The sequence below is a fragment of the Bacteroides sp. AM07-18 genome (assembly GCF_003602695.1).
GTDB lineage: Bacteria > Bacteroidota > Bacteroidia > Bacteroidales > Bacteroidaceae > Bacteroides > Bacteroides uniformis.
The window spans coordinates 37515-57936 of the sequence record NZ_QTLM01000003.1 but is presented as its reverse complement, the minus strand read 5'-3'; the positions used below and the strand labels follow the sequence as shown (position 1 = coordinate 57936).

General features: G+C 46.2%; 17 protein-coding genes. 1 reads left to right on the top strand and 16 read right to left on the bottom strand.

The window, feature by feature from the left end:
• Nucleotides 1-19: 19 nt before the first annotated feature.
• The 8 genes from DW096_RS06095 to DW096_RS06060 all read right to left on the bottom strand — a co-directional run bounded on the left by DW096_RS06095 (nt 20) and on the right by DW096_RS06060 (nt 9422).
• Complete coding sequence (locus tag DW096_RS06095) at nt 20-1057, bottom strand: alcohol dehydrogenase (protein ID WP_057255705.1); 1038 nt, start codon at nt 1055-1057, stop codon at nt 20-22.
• A gap of 27 nt (nt 1058-1084) precedes the next feature.
• Nucleotides 1085-1882 (bottom strand): RNA methyltransferase, encoded by a 798-nt coding sequence (locus DW096_RS06090; RefSeq protein ID WP_008665308.1) that lies wholly within the window; start codon nt 1880-1882, stop codon nt 1085-1087.
• 51 nt (nt 1883-1933) lie between these two features.
• Entirely contained in the window at nt 1934-4621 is a 2688-nt protein-coding gene (locus DW096_RS06085) for a transglutaminase domain-containing protein (protein WP_057255707.1), read from the bottom strand.
• Between the two features lie 85 nt (nt 4622-4706).
• On the bottom strand, nt 4707-5120 hold the full coding sequence (locus tag DW096_RS06080) for a DUF2141 domain-containing protein (protein ID WP_008665305.1): 414 nt from the start codon (nt 5118-5120) through the stop codon (nt 4707-4709).
• Between the two features lie 27 nt (nt 5121-5147).
• A complete protein-coding gene (locus DW096_RS06075; protein WP_118930893.1) occupies nt 5148-7073 on the bottom strand; it encodes a TonB-dependent siderophore receptor in 1926 nt (641 codons plus the stop codon).
• A 137-nt stretch (nt 7074-7210) separates the two neighbouring features.
• The gene (locus DW096_RS06070) at nt 7211-8122 is read right to left on the bottom strand and encodes a LytTR family DNA-binding domain-containing protein (RefSeq protein ID WP_008665300.1); all 912 of its coding nucleotides are present in this window, start codon (nt 8120-8122) and stop codon (nt 7211-7213) included.
• A 66-nt stretch (nt 8123-8188) separates the two neighbouring features.
• On the bottom strand, nt 8189-8791 hold the full coding sequence (locus DW096_RS06065) for a sugar O-acetyltransferase (RefSeq protein WP_005832814.1): 603 nt from the start codon (nt 8789-8791) through the stop codon (nt 8189-8191).
• Between the two features lie 55 nt (nt 8792-8846).
• On the bottom strand, nt 8847-9422 hold the full coding sequence (locus DW096_RS06060) for a Crp/Fnr family transcriptional regulator (protein WP_008665297.1): 576 nt from the start codon (nt 9420-9422) through the stop codon (nt 8847-8849).
• A 245-nt stretch (nt 9423-9667) separates the two neighbouring features.
• Here DW096_RS06060 and DW096_RS19390 point away from each other — a divergent pair, with 245 nt between their 5' ends.
• Complete coding sequence (locus tag DW096_RS19390) at nt 9668-9808, top strand: hypothetical protein (RefSeq protein ID WP_005832819.1); 141 nt, start codon at nt 9668-9670, stop codon at nt 9806-9808.
• A gap of 79 nt (nt 9809-9887) precedes the next feature.
• Here the strand turns inward: DW096_RS19390 and DW096_RS06055 are convergent, their stop codons facing one another.
• The 8 genes from DW096_RS06055 to DW096_RS06020 form a co-directional block, all read right to left on the bottom strand.
• Entirely contained in the window at nt 9888-11453 is a 1566-nt protein-coding gene (locus DW096_RS06055) for a hypothetical protein (RefSeq protein WP_227212788.1), read from the bottom strand.
• A gap of 84 nt (nt 11454-11537) precedes the next feature.
• Nucleotides 11538-12671: a DUF4249 domain-containing protein gene (locus tag DW096_RS06050; RefSeq protein ID WP_005831875.1), complete on the bottom strand. Its 1134-nt coding sequence runs from the start codon at nt 12669-12671 to the stop codon at nt 11538-11540.
• Between the two features lie 12 nt (nt 12672-12683).
• The gene (locus DW096_RS06045; RefSeq protein WP_005831878.1) at nt 12684-13847 is read right to left on the bottom strand and encodes a DUF4249 domain-containing protein; all 1164 of its coding nucleotides are present in this window, start codon (nt 13845-13847) and stop codon (nt 12684-12686) included.
• Nucleotides 13848-13853: 6 nt separating this feature from the next.
• Nucleotides 13854-16592 (bottom strand): TonB-dependent receptor domain-containing protein, encoded by a 2739-nt coding sequence (locus tag DW096_RS06040; RefSeq protein WP_008665291.1) that lies wholly within the window; start codon nt 16590-16592, stop codon nt 13854-13856.
• Between the two features lies 1 nt (nt 16593).
• A complete protein-coding gene (locus tag DW096_RS06035) occupies nt 16594-17277 on the bottom strand; it encodes a hypothetical protein (RefSeq protein WP_005832827.1) in 684 nt (227 codons plus the stop codon).
• 241 nt (nt 17278-17518) lie between these two features.
• Nucleotides 17519-17893 (bottom strand): YccF domain-containing protein, encoded by a 375-nt coding sequence (locus DW096_RS06030; RefSeq protein ID WP_005832831.1) that lies wholly within the window; start codon nt 17891-17893, stop codon nt 17519-17521.
• 37 nt (nt 17894-17930) lie between these two features.
• Complete coding sequence (gene dinB / locus DW096_RS06025) at nt 17931-19034, bottom strand: DNA polymerase IV (RefSeq protein WP_005831892.1); 1104 nt, start codon at nt 19032-19034, stop codon at nt 17931-17933.
• Nucleotides 19035-19065: 31 nt separating this feature from the next.
• Nucleotides 19066-20412 carry an MATE family efflux transporter gene (locus tag DW096_RS06020; RefSeq protein WP_057089571.1) on the bottom strand — a complete coding sequence of 449 codons (1347 nt, stop codon included), beginning with the start codon at nt 20410-20412 and terminating at the stop codon, nt 19066-19068.
• Nucleotides 20413-20422: the final 10 nt, after the last annotated feature.

Here is a 20422-nt window from a genome sequence, read left to right as displayed (position 1 = left end):
CATTGGCTATCCTCTTTTTCTATCTACCCACAATCGCCACCTTTATCACCCCCTCCAGCCTATTCTCAAAAATACGGTAGGCTTCGTCAATTTCCTCCAACGAGAAACGATGTGTGATAAGCGGTGTGGTATCTATCTGTCCCGCCGCTATCAGGCGCAGTATCTCGGCACAATCGCACCCATCCACACCACCGGTCTTGAAGACAAGATTCTTGCCATACATCTCCGGCAAGGGCAATAACTGAGGCTGGTCATAAAGCGCCACAATGGTGACAATGGCATTGGGACGGGCACACTCCCATGCCAAGCGGAAAGTATCTTCCGTGCCGGCAACTTCAAGTACGACATCTGCCCCACCATGGTCGCTATGCTTCCTCACAAAGTCTTTGCAGTTTTCCGGCCCAATGACCAGCACCTCCGGATAATGCTCGCGGACAAAACGGATTCTTTCGGCCGACTGCTCGCAGACAATAATGCGACGGGGCTTCTTCAGCATGGAACAAAGCAGGGTACAAATACCCGTCGGCCCGGCACCGATGATGAGTACAGTGTCTTCCTCGATTATTTCGGAGATACGGGCAGCCCAGAAGCCGGTGGCCAACACATCGCCTACCAAGAGCGCCTGCTCGTCGCTTACCGTATCGGGAATACGGTTCAGTCCCTGGTCGGCATAAGGCACACGTACATATTCCGCCTGGCCGCCATCGATACGGCACCCCAAAGCCCAACCGCCATTAGTGTCGGTACAGTTGTTCACATATCCGTGACGACAAAAGAAACATTTACCACAAAAAGTCTCCACATTCACAGTCACACGGTCGCCGGGCTTTACCGACTCAACTTCGGCACCCACCTGCTCTACGATGCCCACCATTTCGTGTCCTACCGTAATTCCGGGTACGGCGCGCGGTACACTTCCATGCTTTATATGCAAGTCACTGGTGCATATGCTACCCAGTGTCACCCGCACAATAGCATCACGTGCATCTTCCAATACCGGTATCGGTTTCTCAAGCAATCCGAACTTTCCGTGTTCAATATAAGTATATGCCAACATAATATATGCTTTTTTGAGTTATCACTTCTAAACGCGAAGTTGCCAGAAAGCAACAGCCGCTGCGGCCGCCACGTTCAGCGAATCTACACCGTGCGCCATGGGGATACGAACCACATAGTCGGCTCCCGCAATCGCTTCGTGCGAAAGACCATCTCCCTCAGTACCCATCACAATAGCCAACCGGGGCTCGGTCTTCAAAACGGGATTGTCTATGGAAATGGAATTGTCCGTAAGCGCCATGGCCGCCGTGCGGAAACCCAACTCACCGAGCGTATCCAGAGGACCGTCCATCCACGTCCACGGCACAAGAAAAACCGTTCCCATTGAAACCCGGACCGCACGACGGTTCAGAGGATCGCAGGAATTACGCGTCAACAGCACAGCATCCATGCCAAGAGCTGCCGCCGAACGGAAGATGGCCCCAATATTGGTGGTATCCACCACCCCGTCGATAACCACAATACGCCGGGCTCCCCGGCAGACGTCCTCCATACTCTTCGGAACCGGACGGCGCATGGCACAAAGAACACCACGCGTCAAAACGTAGCCGGTCAGCTCGGCAAGCAATTCCCTACCGCTTGTGTAGACGGGTATATCGCCACAACGCTCAATGATTTCAGCAGCATCCCCATAGATGTGCTTGTGCTCACACAAAAAGGCCAAAGGCTCGTAGCCGGCATCCAGAGCCACCTTGATAACCTTAGGACTCTCAGCTATAAACAGCCCTTTGTCCGGCTCAAGGCGGTTGCGCAACTGGGCTTCGGTAAGGGTACTGAATATCTCCACACCGGGATGGGTCAAAGATGATATTTCGATAACAGGCATCGGATGATTTACTATTTGACGATTACTATTTACAATTCATGGCAGAAAGCCCTATAACCCCTTTATTGTCTTCATCAGTTGTTCTCCCAGTCCGATGGTATATCCTTGCGATACAAAGACCACCCGATTGAAAGTATCGGCTATGATGAATATCGGCAGGCTCTCTTTATGCTTCAGCTTCATACTTTCTGCAATCTGCGCAGCGATACCGTCCGTATCTATACCATAAATAATGGTAGAGGGCAAATCGGGGAATGACTCGCGGGCGAACTTGCCGGCTTTGGACTCATCAGGGAACAGCAACACCATCTTACGCCCCCACTTCTCCAAATCAGCCTTGAATGAAGCGATGTCGCGCAACGCATGATTGGTAGGTTCTTGATTGACACCCAGAACACCTACGACAAAGTAACCGCGCCCACAAGCCTGCAGCAGACTCTGCCGGGCTGCGGAGCCGGCGTCCGGCAGCGGAGTGAAGAGAGACTCCGAATTAAAGTTCCCGATAACCTGCACCTCATCCTCGCTCTCGCGCATCACCAATTCAATTTCCGTTGTCTTCTCCGGCAGAATATTGAAAAAGGTGGTTTTAGAAAGTACCGCACCGCTGGCAAGGCGTGTACCGGTCACCAAAACATAATCTCCGGCCTCCAGAGCTGTTCCTTCCTTCAGCAGATTGCTCCATGTAGTACCGCCGCCCATATCTGCATCGCCTTCGTCATAGGAAAGCAATTGCAAACTGCCCTGCGGGGTCTGTTTGGAAAGAGTGAAATGAGAATAGTATTTCGGGTTATCCAACGAACGGATAGGCTTATAGGAAGCCACCAACTTTCCCTTCGAAGCAATTCCTTCTGCCATAAAGACCGGCTCTTCCGAATGATGGTTCAAGTCCACATCCATCGCACCATCATCCCCTATCAACTGTACTTTGCCGGTCACTCCGTTGATACGGGCAGGGATTGCCATGCTGCGTGCCATGGAGACGAAGAAAATGGCACGGCTATGGGCATCAGCCACACGGGCCTTCCAGACCCCTTCCGGAGAAATGGGAGCCCCTCCCAAATTACAGTCATTGTCTACCCGGATATTTTGGGCCACCCATGCCACCAGTTTCATCGGTTCTGCCTTGTATGCCTCAGCATCTTCCTTTGAGACGGCTTTCTTGAAAAATCCTTTATAGGGGGTCAGCATCTCGTTGCTTACGCGTGGATTGCGCACATATCTGCGGAAATGGTCGGCATTCTTGCACATACGGGATTGCATGTGGTCCATCAGAACTTCCAGTGTAACGTCGCGGAGGTCTTTTGCCGAAATCCGTTGGAGCAGGTCCAGACCTCCTCTTTTGGACTTTTCAGAGCGCAACCGTGCCATGAAGTCGGCAATGACCCGATGGTTTCCTCTGGAAGCGACCAGTATCCGTGAAACGGCATCTTCGTCGAGCTTGTACCGCCGGGCAAAATAACGCGCCGTCTCATCCGTCATGAACATAGACACATAAGCGTTGCGGATGGAATCTTCATGGACCATGCGGCGGTCATTCACCGCACGTTGTTCGGGCGTAACCGCTGGCAACTCCGCATTTTCGGGGGGCGGCACAAGTTCAAAATCTACCGCATGGCCGTCGCCGGCAGTCTTATCCATCTTCACAACCAGTTCATGGTCCTTACCGAAAGACAGTTTGGCATAGCCGAATTTTCCGTCTTTGGAAGCCCATACCAGCATGTCACCCTTACCGGCCGTCAAAAAAGCCTTTCCCTCTGCATCGGTCTGCTTCCGGGCTACAGTATAGAACTCCGCATAATTATAGAGCTTGAACTCCACACAAGCATCAGACACCGGATTTCCATGTCCGTCCATGACCGTAACTGTGGCCCTAGCCGTCGGTGCATAGTTACCGATTACATTGATTTCCGTATAAGTAGGAGTGACAGACATCACTTCCTCCGCTCCTTCATAACGTCCGAAGACCTTGGTACGCATCAGCATACCGCGACTGGCCGGAGCATTGAACCAACCAAGGTTGAGTACCGGTTCGGGTTCGCAGGCTCCAAGAAAATACCATTTCCCGTCTGCCCATGCTTCTACCCACGCATGATTGTCGTCGGTATGCGCCCACCGGGGTGTGTAGACCTGACGGGCAGGGATACCCACCGAACGCAAGGCGGCAACCAGCAAGGTAGATTCCTCGCCACAACGCCCGTATGCCGTGCGTACCGTTGCCAAAGGCGAACTGGTACGGGCATCGGAGGGAGTATAGATAGCCTTCTCGTGGCACCAGTGGTTCACCTCCAGAATGGCATCATAGAGGGACAGAGACTTGACACGATTCTTCAGTTCTTCGTAAAACACTACCCGTGCACTGTCCAGATGCTCATTGTTGACCCGCACCGGAAGTACAAAATGACGAAACAAATCCGCAGGAATAACTTTTCCCCAAGGCATCTCATCGGCAGCCTTTTGGGAGGCGCGCACGTTCATCAGATGAAATTCTCCGGAATAATCGGCAATGTCTGCCAAAGGCATATAGGCATAAAGGAACTCCAAAGCTTCGCGTTCGTACGACGTCAAGTCCGTATCGAATATGGCAAACAAATCGCCCTGCGGCAACCTTTCCTTTTTTTGATTGAAGTCCTGCTCCACACGTTGACGGTAAGAAGTGTCTGTAATGAAAGAACGTTTGCCGCAAGAGGCAAGCAAACATACCAGTCCGAGAAATCCCAGAAGTCGTGCAACTCGTTTCATAACGCAATTATTAAGGTTGAGCCACAAAAATAGTGTAAATCGTCCGCAAAAGAAAATTAATTCCCGTTTTACTTACATAATCACTCTACTTCAGATGTATCACCAAAGTCGTGTCTCCGGAAAAAGTGAAGCTGCATTTGTCATAAGACGGCAGACCCATAACGCCTTGAGCATCATTGCTGAACCCGTACTTCTCTGTAGGAATGCCGAAAACGGCAGTATCCAGTTTCCCGTTTCCGTTCTCGTCTTGAAACAACGAAATGGCATACGTACCCGTAGGTAACCCCTGGCAAGGAATGGAGAGCGACGTATCTTTCACATCTATCCGGAAGGCGGTCAAGGGTTTCTTCATGAATGTTTCTTCCGAATTGTAGATGGCGACATAGAGATGCCCCTCCACCTTTTCAATGTCACACACTTCAATAGTCAGGTTCTGGGCAAAGAGCAGCTGGGCGGCACTTTGCATTACAAATACTAAAAAAATAATCATTGCTTTCATCTTTGTTTATTTAAAAAGGGTTATTGTCTAAAAATTGGATACATCGTAGGCGGCCTTCTTGCCTAAAGTCACATATACTCCTACATAGAAAAAATGGTCGCTGGAAGCCAGGACAGCCTTGTTATCCACCTTACCGAACTCATTCTTCCGGCAAAGGATATTGCTGGTGGAAGCATGGATGATTACCTTCTTGCTTGCCAGGAAGGTCACACCCAAATCCAGACTGTTATAAGGCTTCACTTCATCGTTCATCAGACCCGGCAGCATGGGGTTATGATAAGGACGTCCGCTACTGAAACGGTCGGTCACGCTGACAATGGAACGCAGGCGAGGCAAGGAATACTTCACCACCCAGGCTGCATTATGCCGTGTAGCATACTGAGGAGTAGTCAGTTCCAGATACTCCCGATATTTACGTTTGGCTATATTATAGGTATAGGATAACTGGTATTCCAGATTCTTGAAGGACGCTCTATCACGGAAGAACAAGTCTATGCCTTTGCTGTGTCCATAACCGTTGGAGGTCAAGAATACAGCTTTCGTATCGGCATCCGTTTCCTCCAATGCCAGACGGTCATAATCCTTATAATAAAGTTCAGCTTTACAGAAACGCCCTTCATAGTCGTACTGAACGCCCAAATTGTACTGCATACATACTTCCGACATCAACTGCGGCCGACGCACCAGACAGCTGTTCTCGGGCAACTGTGTGTATCGCCCTACAATCCCCGACAGCATCATGTTTCCCCAATAATAGTTCGCCGCCAGCCGGGGAGAGAAATTCATCTTACGGTTCGGAGAAGTGTATTCCGTGCGAAAAGAAAACTCCATCTTCAATTGTTCCATCGGATAATAAGCCATCGAAAAGAAACCCGCACCAATGGTAGGCGACATGCGATTGCTGTCATCCGTCCCGCACAACAGATAATGATTCCTGTAATTGCGGATATAGCTCTCTATCCCCATATCCAGGCGGAATACCGATGACAGCCGTTTGAAAACTTTAGCCTTCAGATGCGTCTCTTGCTGACGTTCCAGCCAGTTATCACCCGAAACAACTGCTCCTCCCATTCTCCGGTTATAGTAAGAATAGGCCGCCCCTGCAAACCAACTCCACTCTCCGGAAGTATGCCTGCGAAAGGTTGCATTTACATAGACATTGTCTTCACCCAGCCCGAACAATCTGCGGTTATCCCCTTCGTAAGTGGAAAAGTCCGTCCGGTCGTATTGTGCGTAAACCTTCCATACCACTCTTTCATCAAGAGTATAACGGAACTGGACAGCTCCGGAAAACATCCGGTAAGGCTTCTCGAAATCCCTCCTGCCCGAATAAACCTTGTCATACAAACCCAGGTTCTGATAATTCAAGTCAACAGACAAGGATCCTCTGTCAAAAGTCTTTGTGCCCCCTCCACCAACACCGACAACGGAAGCGTTCACTCCGACTTTATCGACCTTGCTGTAATCTTTTGTTTCCAATGGCAAGACTGCCGAAAGCGCTTCTCCATATTCTTGTGAAGCGCCTCCCGAAGCAAGGTTTACCCCACTGAACATAAATGTAGAGTAACGGCTGCGAGCAGGGGTATTTATTCCGTTCGAAGTATAGGGATTCAGTACATGCATTCCATCAATAAAAGTCTGCGTCTCGTAACTGCCTCCACCACGTACCAGCAATTCACCGGTTTCACCCTGCACTTGCGTACCGGGCAAAGTCTGCAATGCCTTGTATAAATCACCGTTCGCACCGCCCACCGTGACCAGTTCCACCGGATGCATATCGCTCCAACGGCTGTTGGCAGCAGGAGTTCTGGCTCCTTTTACCACTACTTCTTCCAAAGCGACACTGTCTATATTAAAATTCAGACGTACTGTATCGGTCACTGATTTCTGCGCTACGGAAGGCTGTGTATAAAGTAATACGCCCAATATCCCAAAGACTGTTTCCCGTTTCATATCTTTACATTCGTTGTGTTTCCTGCCGCAAACATAAAGGAAGGGTATAAGACAAAAAAATATCCGGGACAGACAGCCCGGATATGTGACAACCAACAAACTCTTTGTGACGAACAACGTATTTCTGTGACGAGTGACTAACTCTTTGTTCGGTTTTCAATCAATGCTTTCACCTCTTTGGCGTATGCGCGTGAAACCGGAACATCTTCTTCGCAACCCTCCAGATTCAGCTTATATCCCTGAGAGTTTCCATCTACTTTCACCACCATCCGGATGTTTACAAGAAAGGCCCTATGGCAACGGATAATAAAAGGGCAAGCAGAGACAGCTTCCTCTGCCTGCTTCATGGTGGCACGCAACAATCTCCATGTAATTTTCTTTTCTTTATCCGAATCTGAACGGTAACCTACTTTTACGTAATTCCCCTTTGCCTCTGCATAAAGGAAATCTCCGGCCTTTACTTCCAGCATTTCTTTGGTGCCACCGGCAAACACCAACGCTTCTTCCGAGGAAAACACCTTGTCTTCCAAGCTCGCTATCCCAACTTCCGGGGATATTCTCCTTGAAAGGTGACCGTTCATCTCCATAGCTTCTTTCAGATTGCGGGTCAGTTGCAAATTGCGGTTCCACATCAGAAAAAATATGGTAGGAAAAGGTGCCAGCACCATTACCCAAGACAAAGCCAGAAAGAACAACCGCTTGTCCAACCACATTCCCATCAACCATGATTGATAGGCCCAAATCCCCACTGCTATCAGCAACAACATCAGCAGCAAATTCAACACATGCTTACCCAATGTCCAGTTCTGCTCCTTGTAATAAGCAGGAAATAATGCCGGAAGCAAATAGGTGAAAACTCCCGAAGCACCTGCCGCAATCAATGCAGAACCGGCAACCACCCCAAACACACTTCCCTTTATCCGGGAAATACCGAACGGCTGAAGTATATATAATATCAGAAAAATAATGGCCGAAGGTATCACTACTGCCTTCCAGCGTTGATAAAACGTAGGATAAGGACTCCGCCAAAGTTCCACCAATTTCCCCATAAGTATATAGTCTCTCTTGTTTACATGGTAATATATGCAAAGATAATACATTTACTCAACACATGCTCATACAGATACTATATTATCAATCTGTTTTATCACACGACAAGGATTTCCCACTGCCACACAATTCGCAGGAATAGAACGGGTAACCACACTCCCCGCCCCGATAACGCTGTTCCTCCCGATGGTGACACCAGGCAAAATGACAACCCCTCCACCAATCCATACTCCATCCTCTATTCGTACAGGTAAGGCATACGTACGGCAGATTTCTTGTTCTTCCGGACAGTCCTGCACCATACGTTCATCTACTTTGGTAGAATGGGTTGCCGTATATATCTGTACATTAGAGGCTATTAAGACGTTGCTACCTATGTCAATACGATTGTTGTCCACAAAGGTACAATTCATGTTGACAATTACCTTGTCGCCCATAAAAATATGCTTGCCACATTCACAATGGAAGTCAATATCCACATGCACATTCTTGCCTACATGTCCCAACATCTCACACAACAACTCCCTCCTGCGCTTGCTATCGGCATAATCTGTGGCATTGAATTGTGCCAGGAGACGTTTTGTACGCAAAATCATCTCCACTATTTTCGGATCCCTGCTTCCTATAAAAGGTTCGCCAGCCATGCACTTTTCATATTCTGTTTTCATACGCATCCTGTTTTTGCGGACAAAAATACAAAACTCTAATGTATAGGAATTTATCCTATGTTAAAAAATACCCCTTTGCCCTGATACGACTCAATGATTGTTGTGTAATGCCAAGGAAAGAAGCGATATGTCCCAAAGTCACTCTATGAAAAAGGGCCGGACACTCACTCATTAATTTTTCATAACGCTCATACGCAGACAAGTTGAGGCGAGATATATGAATATCTTGTAAGCGAAGAAAATTTTCCTGTTGTAACACCCTCATCCAATTTGCAATATCTATATCTGACTTATACAACTCATTAAGCGTTTCAATGGAAATAGAATAGACCAGTGTTTCTTCCAATGTTTCCACGTATTCAAAGCCTGCTTTGTTCCTATATAAATCCCACGAGCCACAAGCTACATCACCTTCCATAGAGAACCATGTCGTTACTTCTTTTCCATCGTGCAAGGTGTACGAGCGTGTCATTCCCTTCTCTATGAAGTGGACTTGCCTATCAAATTGTCCTGCACGGATAATAAGTGTTTTGACAGGAAACACTTGCTTTTCAAAACCATGTGCCAATGTCGCCAATGCTTCATCTGAAACCGGATAATAAACTCTTATTGTTCTGACAATATTCTCCATACTAAAATATCCCTTTTTACAAAGGTATAAAACAAGGAAGAGTTTGCGAAACTTGCGTAACATATTTGTCATATATAGATTGCAAAATCTAGTATTTCTAAAGAAAATAAAGGATGAATGGCTATTTTTTATGTTATAAAACACATTTCTCGCAAACATTTCGTATCTTTGCAACGTTATAAGATAAAAGAAAAGATGTAAAAACCCGCTTTCCGAAACGCGGAGAGCACAAAAAGATGAGAATTATGAAAAAGAATGCAAATGAAATTTTTATGTTACAGTACCAAATCAAACGCTATCAGGCAATGGGTAATGGAACAATGTGTCAAACACTGAACGGTAAACTACAAAAGCTGCTTGCAAAGCAGTCACTCGTAACCATGTAAAAAAACACCTTTAAATACAATGAATAAAGGGCAGGGAACTTTTCAGTTCTCTGCCCTTTTTCTTTTTTATCCATCTATACTAATGGTTAGCACCAACAACAAACTCACTTTGCATCCTTATCTCCCTACCGTCAACCGAAATTCCTTGTAGGGTAATTATATATATTCCGTTCATATCCGAAGTATAAAAGTTGAGTGTACCCATAGCGGAAGTTATCTCCGGATTCCAATAAAGTGTATGCCGAAAATCCGGTAAGCGAGAACCGGCTTGTTTCTCTGAATTGTATGATGGAGCAACAAATGCGATTCTCTTTTGTGGAAACTCATAAGAAAACATCTGTGAATTCTTATCCAAACGTATATCAGGCAATGTTCCCCGATGGGTTATAAACGAAACAATTCCATCATACAACTCCCCGCCAAAAGTATATTTGCCAGTATAACGATGTATATAGTGTATCAAACGGGCATCATAGTTCAGAATGGTTTCATGGTCATCAAACGGAATCCCGTCTAACAACACCAGTGTTTTCATATTACTGAATCTCCTTATATCCGGTTGCAGTATCCGGATGACATCTTTACCTTCCAGCTGACTGATACGTATTCCCTTGACAAATTCCACAAAAACATCCCTCACAGTCCTGAAACGAACATACTCATCCAGATTATAAGTGGAAGCGGGAACAAAATCATAAAGTTGTTGCAATATACTCTTGCTATACGAAGAATCTACCGGCAAAAGAGAATGTAATTGCGCGCTGAAACCACGCTCTATCAAGTCTTCTTTCCGAAATGACACACAGACTTTAGGAAGTTTTTCCGCCAACACCCCGACAAAAGGAGAAATAAGCTCCAATCGGCAGGGACTTTCCTCCTCCGGTAATGCAGTTAATACAATCTCCTGCATATCCGTTATTCCGGTCGTATAAAAAGCATAAATAGCGTCAGCCTTAGGCTGTCCGCCAAAGACACGAATATCCTTGCCCACACATGCCAGACGTGCATTTACATTGTCAGCAGGCGCTCCCATCAGCCTGCCGGTTACAATATGCCCTTCACACTCTGCAGCAAATGACCGTTCCGGAACACTTGTATAGTTCTTCTGCCCGTCGGCTGATATTGGAAACCCCTTTAGCACATAGTCTTTTCGTACTACGGACAAAGTAAGCTCCTTGACATCAGCAGGCAGATTGGGTAATGTCAAGGCTACTTTACTCCGGTTCCCATAGACCGATTTATCTGTCCATAAGTCCGCTCCGGAAAGCTGATTGCCGGAAGCTTGTGAAACGGTAATGGAATCCGTGAAAAGTTCCACATTATCCTCCTCTGTTGTCTGAACAGTATTAAGCAAGGCTATATACTTCTTTGGGAAACAAGCCATAGGATAGTTCCTCATATAACGCGTATATGCCGTCAGTTGGTAAGCTCCGGTATGCATGACTTGCGGAAGTCTGATACGTCCCCATCCATTCCCGTTCTGCAAGTCGATTTTACCTTGTGCGTATACCAGCTTCGTGTCACTTATCTCTACATAAGCTACTTTGCTTAATACGCTTCCACGAGACAAGGAATCCGTCACACAAACTTTTATCCACAAATCTTCTCCAGCCACATAGCAGTCCTTGTCTGTATAAATACGCATATTCTCAACAATTTGAGCGTGTAATCCCAATACAAGAACCCAACCTATAATACAAAATATCACTCTCTTCATATCATTTCAATATTAATTCATTTCATCCGGCCAGAAGGAAGGCTTTTCCAAGCTGGCACCTAAATAGCGTACGTCTGTACAACCTCCGGAAACCCATGCATAACCTACCATCAATGGATAAGCAATAGCATATCCCATCACATATAAATCCATGTACGAATCTGCCCAACCTCTAAATTCTTGGCAATAACCGTCAGGAAACCTATAATATATATCATCGGCAGAAATGAAAATACGATATTTTGCCACATTCATGCTAACTCCCACATAACCAACTACATTTTTGCCTGAATTGTTGCAAATAATATTCGTAGGAAGTTCTGAAGGCTGAGGAATAAACAATCCACCCATTTCTTCATTGATTTTTATTTTCTCCTGATAATATTCGTACTCGCCCCTCGAAATCTTACGCTGTTTCACCAAAGTGCTATAATGATGAAAGACACGGTTATTATCTGCCTTTATAGAATAGAGCCACTTATCCTTCAATTGAGTATCCTTATTTGTTCCTATATTACCTACTATGATTTTAGCCGACTTATCATGACACCATCCCCGTGCATATGATGTAGCATCAAAATCAACCACCTCATCAGTGGTAGGGTCATAACGGAACTTGGGATTATATACTGCCCTCACTTCCCAATCTTCCTCGTAACTCCAGAAATAACATCCGCCATCTTCACTCCGCATAGAAAAGCGGATAGAGATGTCACCGTATTTTTCCGGTTGCTCGTAGGTAACGTCATTTATTGTTTCTGTCTCCAATGGATATTGAGGCTCCGAAGTATAAATATCCCCTTCATACACAATTTTCAGACTATAGCTGGCATCTTTATTCAAAGAGCCAATTACAACTTGGTATTTTCCATCTCCCAAAGAAGTGCCATTAAAACAAGAACCATCACTTCCTACTACACTGACTTCTGCATCTATCTTGTTATAATCCTGAGGAATTCCTTCTACATTCAAAGGAAAGGAACAGCTCAAGGAAAAAACGACTGTACTATCTGATATGATGTTACCTTCAACTATAAGCACCCTCGTACTACTCTCCGGCAAGTGCGCATTGAATTTATCCACACAACTGCCAATAGTGAGCCACAACAAGCATATCCATGTTACTATATATTTTGCATTATTCATCGCTTTTTCTTATTAAAACAGATTGATTTCAACTGGCCAGAAGGAAGGCTTTTCCAAGCTGGCACCTAAATAGCGTACGTCTGTACAACCTCCAGAAACCCATGCATAACCTTTGAATCCCGTACGTGGGTCCGGGTCCGGATATGCAATGGTATACCCCATCAAGTATAAATCTAAAAATGTATACTCTTCTTTCAGCCCTTTCGCTCCCTGACAATACCCCTCAGGAAGCCTATATTGTATATTATCTGTAGAAATGAAAATGCGATATTCCGCCACATTCAAACTGACACCAACATATCCAATGGCCTGTTTATTTGAGCTTTCACATCTAATGTTCGACGGCAATTCCGAAGGCTGGGGAACAAACAACCCGCCCATCTCCTCATTAAGCTTTATTTTCTCCTGATAATATTCATATTCACCCTTCGAAATCTTACGTTGTTTCACTATAGTACTGTAATAGCAAGAAAAACGAATATCGTCTGCTTCAATGGAATAGAGACACTTATCCTTTACACGATTATCCTTGTTTATTTCCATATTACCTATTATTATCTCGGACGATTCACTATGACACCATCCGCGTGAGTATGGTCTAGCATCATAATCAACGATCTTATCTGTTTCGGGGTCATAAGCACACATAGGATTGTATACGGCCCTCACCTCCCAATCTTCTTCATAACTCCAAGAATAACATGCAGCATCTTTGCTTTGCATAGAGAAACGGATACTGACATCACCATACTCCCCTTGCTGTTCGTAGGTGACATCGTCTATGCTTTCCGTTCCTATCGGATATTGAGGTTCGGAAGTATAGATATCTCCCTCATAGACAATCTTCAAGCTATAGCGGACATCCCTATGCAATGTTCCGACAGCAACCCGGTACTTTCCATTACCCAACGCAACACCCCTAAAACTGGAGCCATCCTCACCGGTTACACAAACTTCAGCATCCACCTTATTGAAATCAGGAGGAACCCCTTCCACATCCAAGGAAAAGGAACGGCTCAAAGAAAACACGACAGCACTATCCGATATTATACTACCTTCAACTATGAGAAGGCCGATACTACTTTCCGGCAAGTGGGCATTGAACTTATCCACACAATTACTAAGGAACAACCATAACGGACATATACATATCACCCAATATACTTTATTCTTCATACCCTTTCAGAATTTAATATTATAAGTAACAAAAGGAATGGGAGCACCGAATATGGACATCTTGTATCCTTGAATCCTACCCTCCTCGGACACAAAATAGACAGAGTACACATTCTTCCTTCCGGTCAGGTTATAGATACCGAAAGAAAGGGAACTGTGGGTCAACAATGTCAGGTGGTGACTGGGTTCAATATTGAACGACAAATCCATACGGAAATAGTCGGGAACACGATAACTGTTACGGTCGGTATAGTAAACCTGCATTTTCTTCAAACCCTGGTCGTAGTATTGCCCGGCAGGAATTGTGGTGGGACGGCCCGTACTGTAATCCATATTGAAAGACATGCTGTAACGGCGGGTAAACTTGTAATTGCCTACAAGCTTGAAGTCATGCGGCTTGTCATACTCGGTCGGATACCATTCTCCACCATTGATGGGACGGGCTATGCGCGGATCATTCTGACGCAAGAAAGTGCGCGAATAAGTATAGCTCATCCACCCGTTCAGTTTTCCAGCCGGTTTTTTCACCTGGAATTCCACGCCGTAAGCATATCCCTCCGTATTGATGACATCCGTCTCCAGATGGTGGTTCATCAGGATTTGGGCGGAACTGCGATAATCCAGATAATCAATCAGCTTTTTGTAATATCCTTCTACAGATAATTCCAGAAGTTGCCCCGGCGTATTATAGTAGGCGCCTGCCGCCACCTGCCAGCCACGTTGAGGCTTGATATTGGGGTCGCTCAGCTTCCAGGTATCTGTAGGAGACATAACGGCAGTATTCGATACCTTATGGATATACTGCCTCATCGTATTGAAACCGGCCTTTACGGAAAAATCATCTGTAAAGGCATAACGTGCCGACACTCTGAATTCCGGTCCGTGATAGGTCTTGATGACCTTTCCATTCCCCGCCGTGATAGAATCCGCCACCGAAGACATGGAGGGCAGTATACCTTCCTGATATGTATAGTAAGTGCGCGGTCCCAAAGCATTGAGCATGGAATAGCGTATACCCGCATTGATGGAGAGCCTGGAAGTTATATCCCATTCATCCCCTATATAAACGGCACTTTCCAGTGCTTTATCCTTTTGCAGTTCATCATATCTTACCAGCGAATTAGGCCCCACCGGCTCGTAGGTCCCGGAATTCACATTATACAGCTGGCTCATCAAACCGAAGTTCACCGCATGGCTATTGCCGGCTTGATAAAGAAAGTCCGCTTTTCCAAACCATTGGTTAATGGCAAAAGACAGCCGTGCGGCAGACGCTTCCTCCACCGTTTCATCATTTCGGTAATCGTAGTGGTCATAACCGAAAGAGAAGTTTCCGGTCAGCTTTTCTGCAAAGACGGTCCTCCAGTTTGCCGAGAAATTCATATTGTTGTAGGCATACTTCTCATTGTCATTAAAGGCAAAACGGTCGTGACTATAATAGCCATAGACATTCAGCTTGTTGCGCTCGTTCACCGTATGCGAGAAGACAGTCCCCAAATCATAGAAACCGGCTTTCCCATCACGATACCCGCTTTTGTTGGGCAATGTCTTCATTATCCAGTCCGAATAGGTCGTACGTCCACTCAGCAGAAGGGAAGTCTTTTCCTTAATGATGGGAATCTCGAGATTCAACTTACTGGTCACAAGCCCGATACCTGCAGAACCGGTAAACTTTTCCTTGTTCGCCTCCTTGCTGGTGATGTTCAGTACGGAAGCGATACGCCCGCCATACTGGCTGGGGATACTGCTCTTATAAAGTTCCGCATCCTTTATCATGTCCGAATTAAAAGCCGTGAAAAAACCGAAAAGATGATTGGGGTTATAAATCGTTCCGTTATTGAAAAGAAGCAGGTTCTGGTCAGCGGCACTCCCACGCACATTGTAACCGCTTGATGCCTCCCCCACTGTCTTGATGCCGGGAAGTGTCTGTATCATCTTCAGCACATCCACCTCACCCATAGCCGTAGGAATGTTTTTCAGCAGGGCAGGCTGCAGCTTCTCCATTCCCAACTGCACACTTTTCACGTTCTGTATACGCCCCGAAACAATAAGCACCTCATCCAGCATATGGTCTTCCTCTTCCAACTCGATATGGACAATGCCTTCACCATAAAGCATAAATTGCCGATGGGTCACTTTGATATTCATCCCACTGATTTCAAGAATATTATAGCCTGCAGGCAGGTCAATGGTAAATTCCCCCTGACGGTTGGTCGTCGTAGCTACCCACGGCTCTCGATGAATGATGTTGATACCATCCAGATTCTGGCCGGTCTTAAAGTCAGAAACTCTTCCGGTCAAAGTTATCATATCTCCGGGGGCAGGCTTGTACTTGTTTCCTATCTCATAGACCTTGTTTTCTGAAGAAGACTTCACAATAGGAATGTATGAAGGCAATAGTTCCTCATCCGTCTCCAACTTTTCCCCCATCAATACCGGTGGCAGCGAGGTGGCCAGAAAAACCTCCGGCAAGACAAATATTCTGTCACCATAAACCGTCACCTTATAGATAGTAGCTGCCAAAGCCTCTCTCAAGTACTCGGCAGTGGGGTTCTTCACCTCTGCCCGCTTCACTTTAAAAGGAACCGTTATCGTTGTATAAATACGGCAAGACGTGCCCTTTTCTACTGCATCCATCAATTCGAATATGGAAATGCTGTCCATAGCCATCTGTTGCTGTGCAAACATGCCGAAAGGCGACAATAGGAGGAAAAAGGCTACTGTATATTTAAGATTATGTGCTTTCATATTATTTTCCATGAATTAAGGAATCAATATATTCCGTTAACCGAGTCATTGCCCGGACACCGCCATCTTCCTTGAAGTCCAGCCGCTCTTTCCGGCAATAAGCCTTCAACTGCTTCTTGTATGTAGGAAAAAGTTTCAAGAAACCCGAACGGGAAGTTATCACATAATCGGTTCCGCCACTGCGAAGACTGAAATAGCTCTTTTTCTTGAACCGGCTGTAATAAAGATCGTTTTTCTTCACCTGAGACTCCATTGTGGATACGATATACTGTGTCAGGCACATTTGCGGACTATCATATAGCAACGCAGCGAAACAGTCACCCTGCGGTACAAACTTCTGTCCTTCTATGACAAAATAATCCACTTTCCGCATATCTACCTGCAAGGTTATCCGTTTCTCCGGAGTAACCACAATCAGACTCTTTTTATAGGTATCATAACGGAGCTGCAAATCCGAGTAAAGCCATCTGCCATAACAGACAGCCCCCTCGCGAAATTCATCCGTATTCCAATAGGGATGGTTAAGATACTTCTGCTGGTTATAATTTTCCTCTGCCTTACCGGAGTAAAGAGCAGCATAATCTCCTGCCGCTTTTCTGAATTCATCAAAAACGGCTTGTTGTGCACAAACCAAAGATGGAAAACATAGGACGCATAGTAGCGTGTAAAGGTGTGTTTTTCGCATATATGTGAAGTGTTATAGGTGAGGATAATCACAAATATAACATTTCACTTTTAAAAATAAAATTATTATTATATATAATTCAAATAAAAACAAAAAATAGAGCCATAATCGGATGCTAAACACAAAGCTAAACATTTAGCATGCAAGCAGAAGCACATTACAATAAGATTAAAGCACCATTCATCCTCCACCATCAATTATACTTACATATATTTATAAAAAAACGATACAGCACAATCGCTCAAGCCGCAACAATATCCTTCCCGAAAGGAGTCAATGCCAGCCCTGCCAGCTTAAAGTGTTGGATACCGAAAGGAATGCCTATAATGGTGATGCACAGCAATAACCCGAATCCCAAGTGCGAAAGGCAAATCCAAATGCCGCCCAAGAATATCCAAAGAATATTCATCAGCACATAGAGGCAACCGTTGGAACGTTCCCCGCTACGAACCTCTTTGCCGAAAGGCCACAAGGCAAGGCTTGCCATTTTCAAGGTCTGCATACCGAAAGGGATGCCAATAATGGTGAACATCATCAATAAACTTGCAATAAGATACTCCACAGCAGTGATGATACCTCCAAACATCAACCACAAAATATTCATAAAACAGCCCATAGCTTTCCTTTTTTTAATACTGAACACAAATATAGCATTATTTATTTGAATGGTCCGTCTCCCAGTCACTAAATTCAAAACTCAGTTGTTCCCAGACTCCCTTCTCCTCCTCTTCACGGGGATTGGAAACGGAAAGTCCAATCAAACGGATAGGATGATGTTCATAATCCACTTCCTGCAGCAACTGCTTTGCCAAAGGCAGAATCACGTCAAGGGCACCCAGCTCCTTTGTTTGGGTCATACTGCGGGTAATCTGGCTAAAATCATGAAACTTGATTTTCAGCGTCAGCGTATTCCCGCGGAAATTGGTGTGCTCCAGTCGCCCCACCAGCTCCACTGCCGCATGGTACAGCTCTATAATGACGGATGAACGCTTGCTGATGTCCTTCTCCAACGTATGTTCGCAACCCACAGACTTGCGGATGCGGACAGCCTCTACCGGACGGGTATCGATGCCACGGGCAAAATCATAATAGACTGTCCCCACTTTGCCAAATTCGCGGGTCAGCATCTCCAAAGACTGCATACGCAGCTGTTCCCCGTTGTGAATCCCCAAAGTGTGCATCTTCTTCGCCGTTACCGGTCCCACTCCCCAGAAACTTTCAATGGGCAGCCGGGCAACAAAGTCCAGCGCCTGGGCAGGATGTATGGTGCAAAGCCCGTCCGGCTTGCGGTAGTCCGAGGCTATCTTGGCAAGAAACTTATTATAGGATATGCCGGCAGAAGCCACCAGATTCAACCTCTCCCGCACCTTCCGCTTTATCTCCTTCGCGATGTCTACAGCCAATGGAATGCCCGGTTTATTCTCCGTCACATCCAAAAAAGCCTCGTCCAGCGAAATGGGCTCGATGACATCCGTATATTCATGAAAGATTTCGTGTATCTGGCGGGAAACGGATTTGTAGACTTCCATCCGTCCCGGGATAAAGATAAGTTGGGGGCACAGCCGCTTTGCCTTCAGTGACGACATGGCAGAACGCACCCCGAAACGCCGTGCCTCGTAACTGGCTGCCGCCACCACTCCCCGTTCCTCCGCATGGCCCACGGCAATGGGCTTGCCCCGCAATGCAGGATTATCACGCTGTTCTACGGAGGCGTAGAATGCGTCCATATCGATGTGTATAATTTTTCGTCCGGTCATTCTTCTTTCAACTCCCCGATACAAAGATACACTAATTTTTCTTCATCCGAAGTATCCGCCGATAGACATAAATGAAGGCTGGTATTAAAAAGGCATCTGCAAAAATCCATGCAGTAGGGTCACCAAAACACACGGCCAGATAGCCGAAAGCCGGAACAGCCAGCAGGCTGACCAGTATCCGGGCAATCATCTCCGAGACACCGGAAAGCATGGCAAGATTGGTATATCCCACCCCCTGGATAGTGTATCGCAGGATGCAGAGCAGTCCCAGAACCGGAAAAAAGGAAACGGAAATGTGCAGGAACAACTCCGTATTCTTTAAAATCTCCAACTCAGAGGCATCTACAAAGAGCAGGGCAAAAGTCCTGGCACCGAACATCAGTACACAGAAAGTGAACGCCCAATAAACAATCATCATCAGGGCGCTTGCCTTGACTCCCATCCAGATACGTTCCGGCTTGCCCGCACCGTAGTTTTGCCCGCTATAGGTGGCCATTGCCATGCCCAGACTCTCGAAAGGACACATGAAAAACATCTTGATACGCATGGCTGCCGTGAATGCAGCCACACAAGCCGTACCCAAAGCATTATTGGCGCTTTGCAGCATAATGCTGCCAATGGCAGTAATGGAAAATTGCAGTCCCATGGGTACGCCGATGTACATCAGTGTGCGTGCCAAAGCACCGTCGAATTTCCGCTCGGCTGGCGTTGTCTTCAGAATGTCGAAACGACGCATCATATAGATGTAGCACAATATGGCCGAGACGCCTTGTGAAAATACGGTAGCGATGGCAGCTCCTGCCACTCCCCAACCCAGTACCAGAATGCAGAACAAATCGAGCAGGATATTCAGTACCGTAGAGAGAAGTAGAAACCAAAACGGCGTCTTGCTGTCACCCAATGCACGGATAATACTGGACAGCAGATTATAGAAGAAAGTAAAGGGAACCCCGATAAACGTGACAAGCAGGTAATAATAGGCTCCCGTGAATATGTTCTCCGGCGTACTCATCATGTGCAGAATATCTGCACAGTAAATGCTGGTAACCACGGCAATGACAACAGACATCACCGCAGCCAGCTGCAGGCTGACAGCCACATAACGGCGCATCGTGACATAATCCCGCGCACCGAACTTTTGCGCCACGGGAATGCCGAAACCTCCGCAACAGCCATTGCAGAATCCCAGAATAAGAAAAACGACCGAAGTGCTTGCCCCGACTGAAGCCAAGGCGTTGATACCCAGAAAGCGCCCCACGATAGCTGCATCTACCAATGAATAGGTCTGTTGCAGCAGATTGCCGAGCAGTAAAGGCAAAGTAAAGTTGAAAATCAACGGAAGAGCCCGTCCTTCCGTCATTTCTCTGGATGTTGCCATAAATCTGATA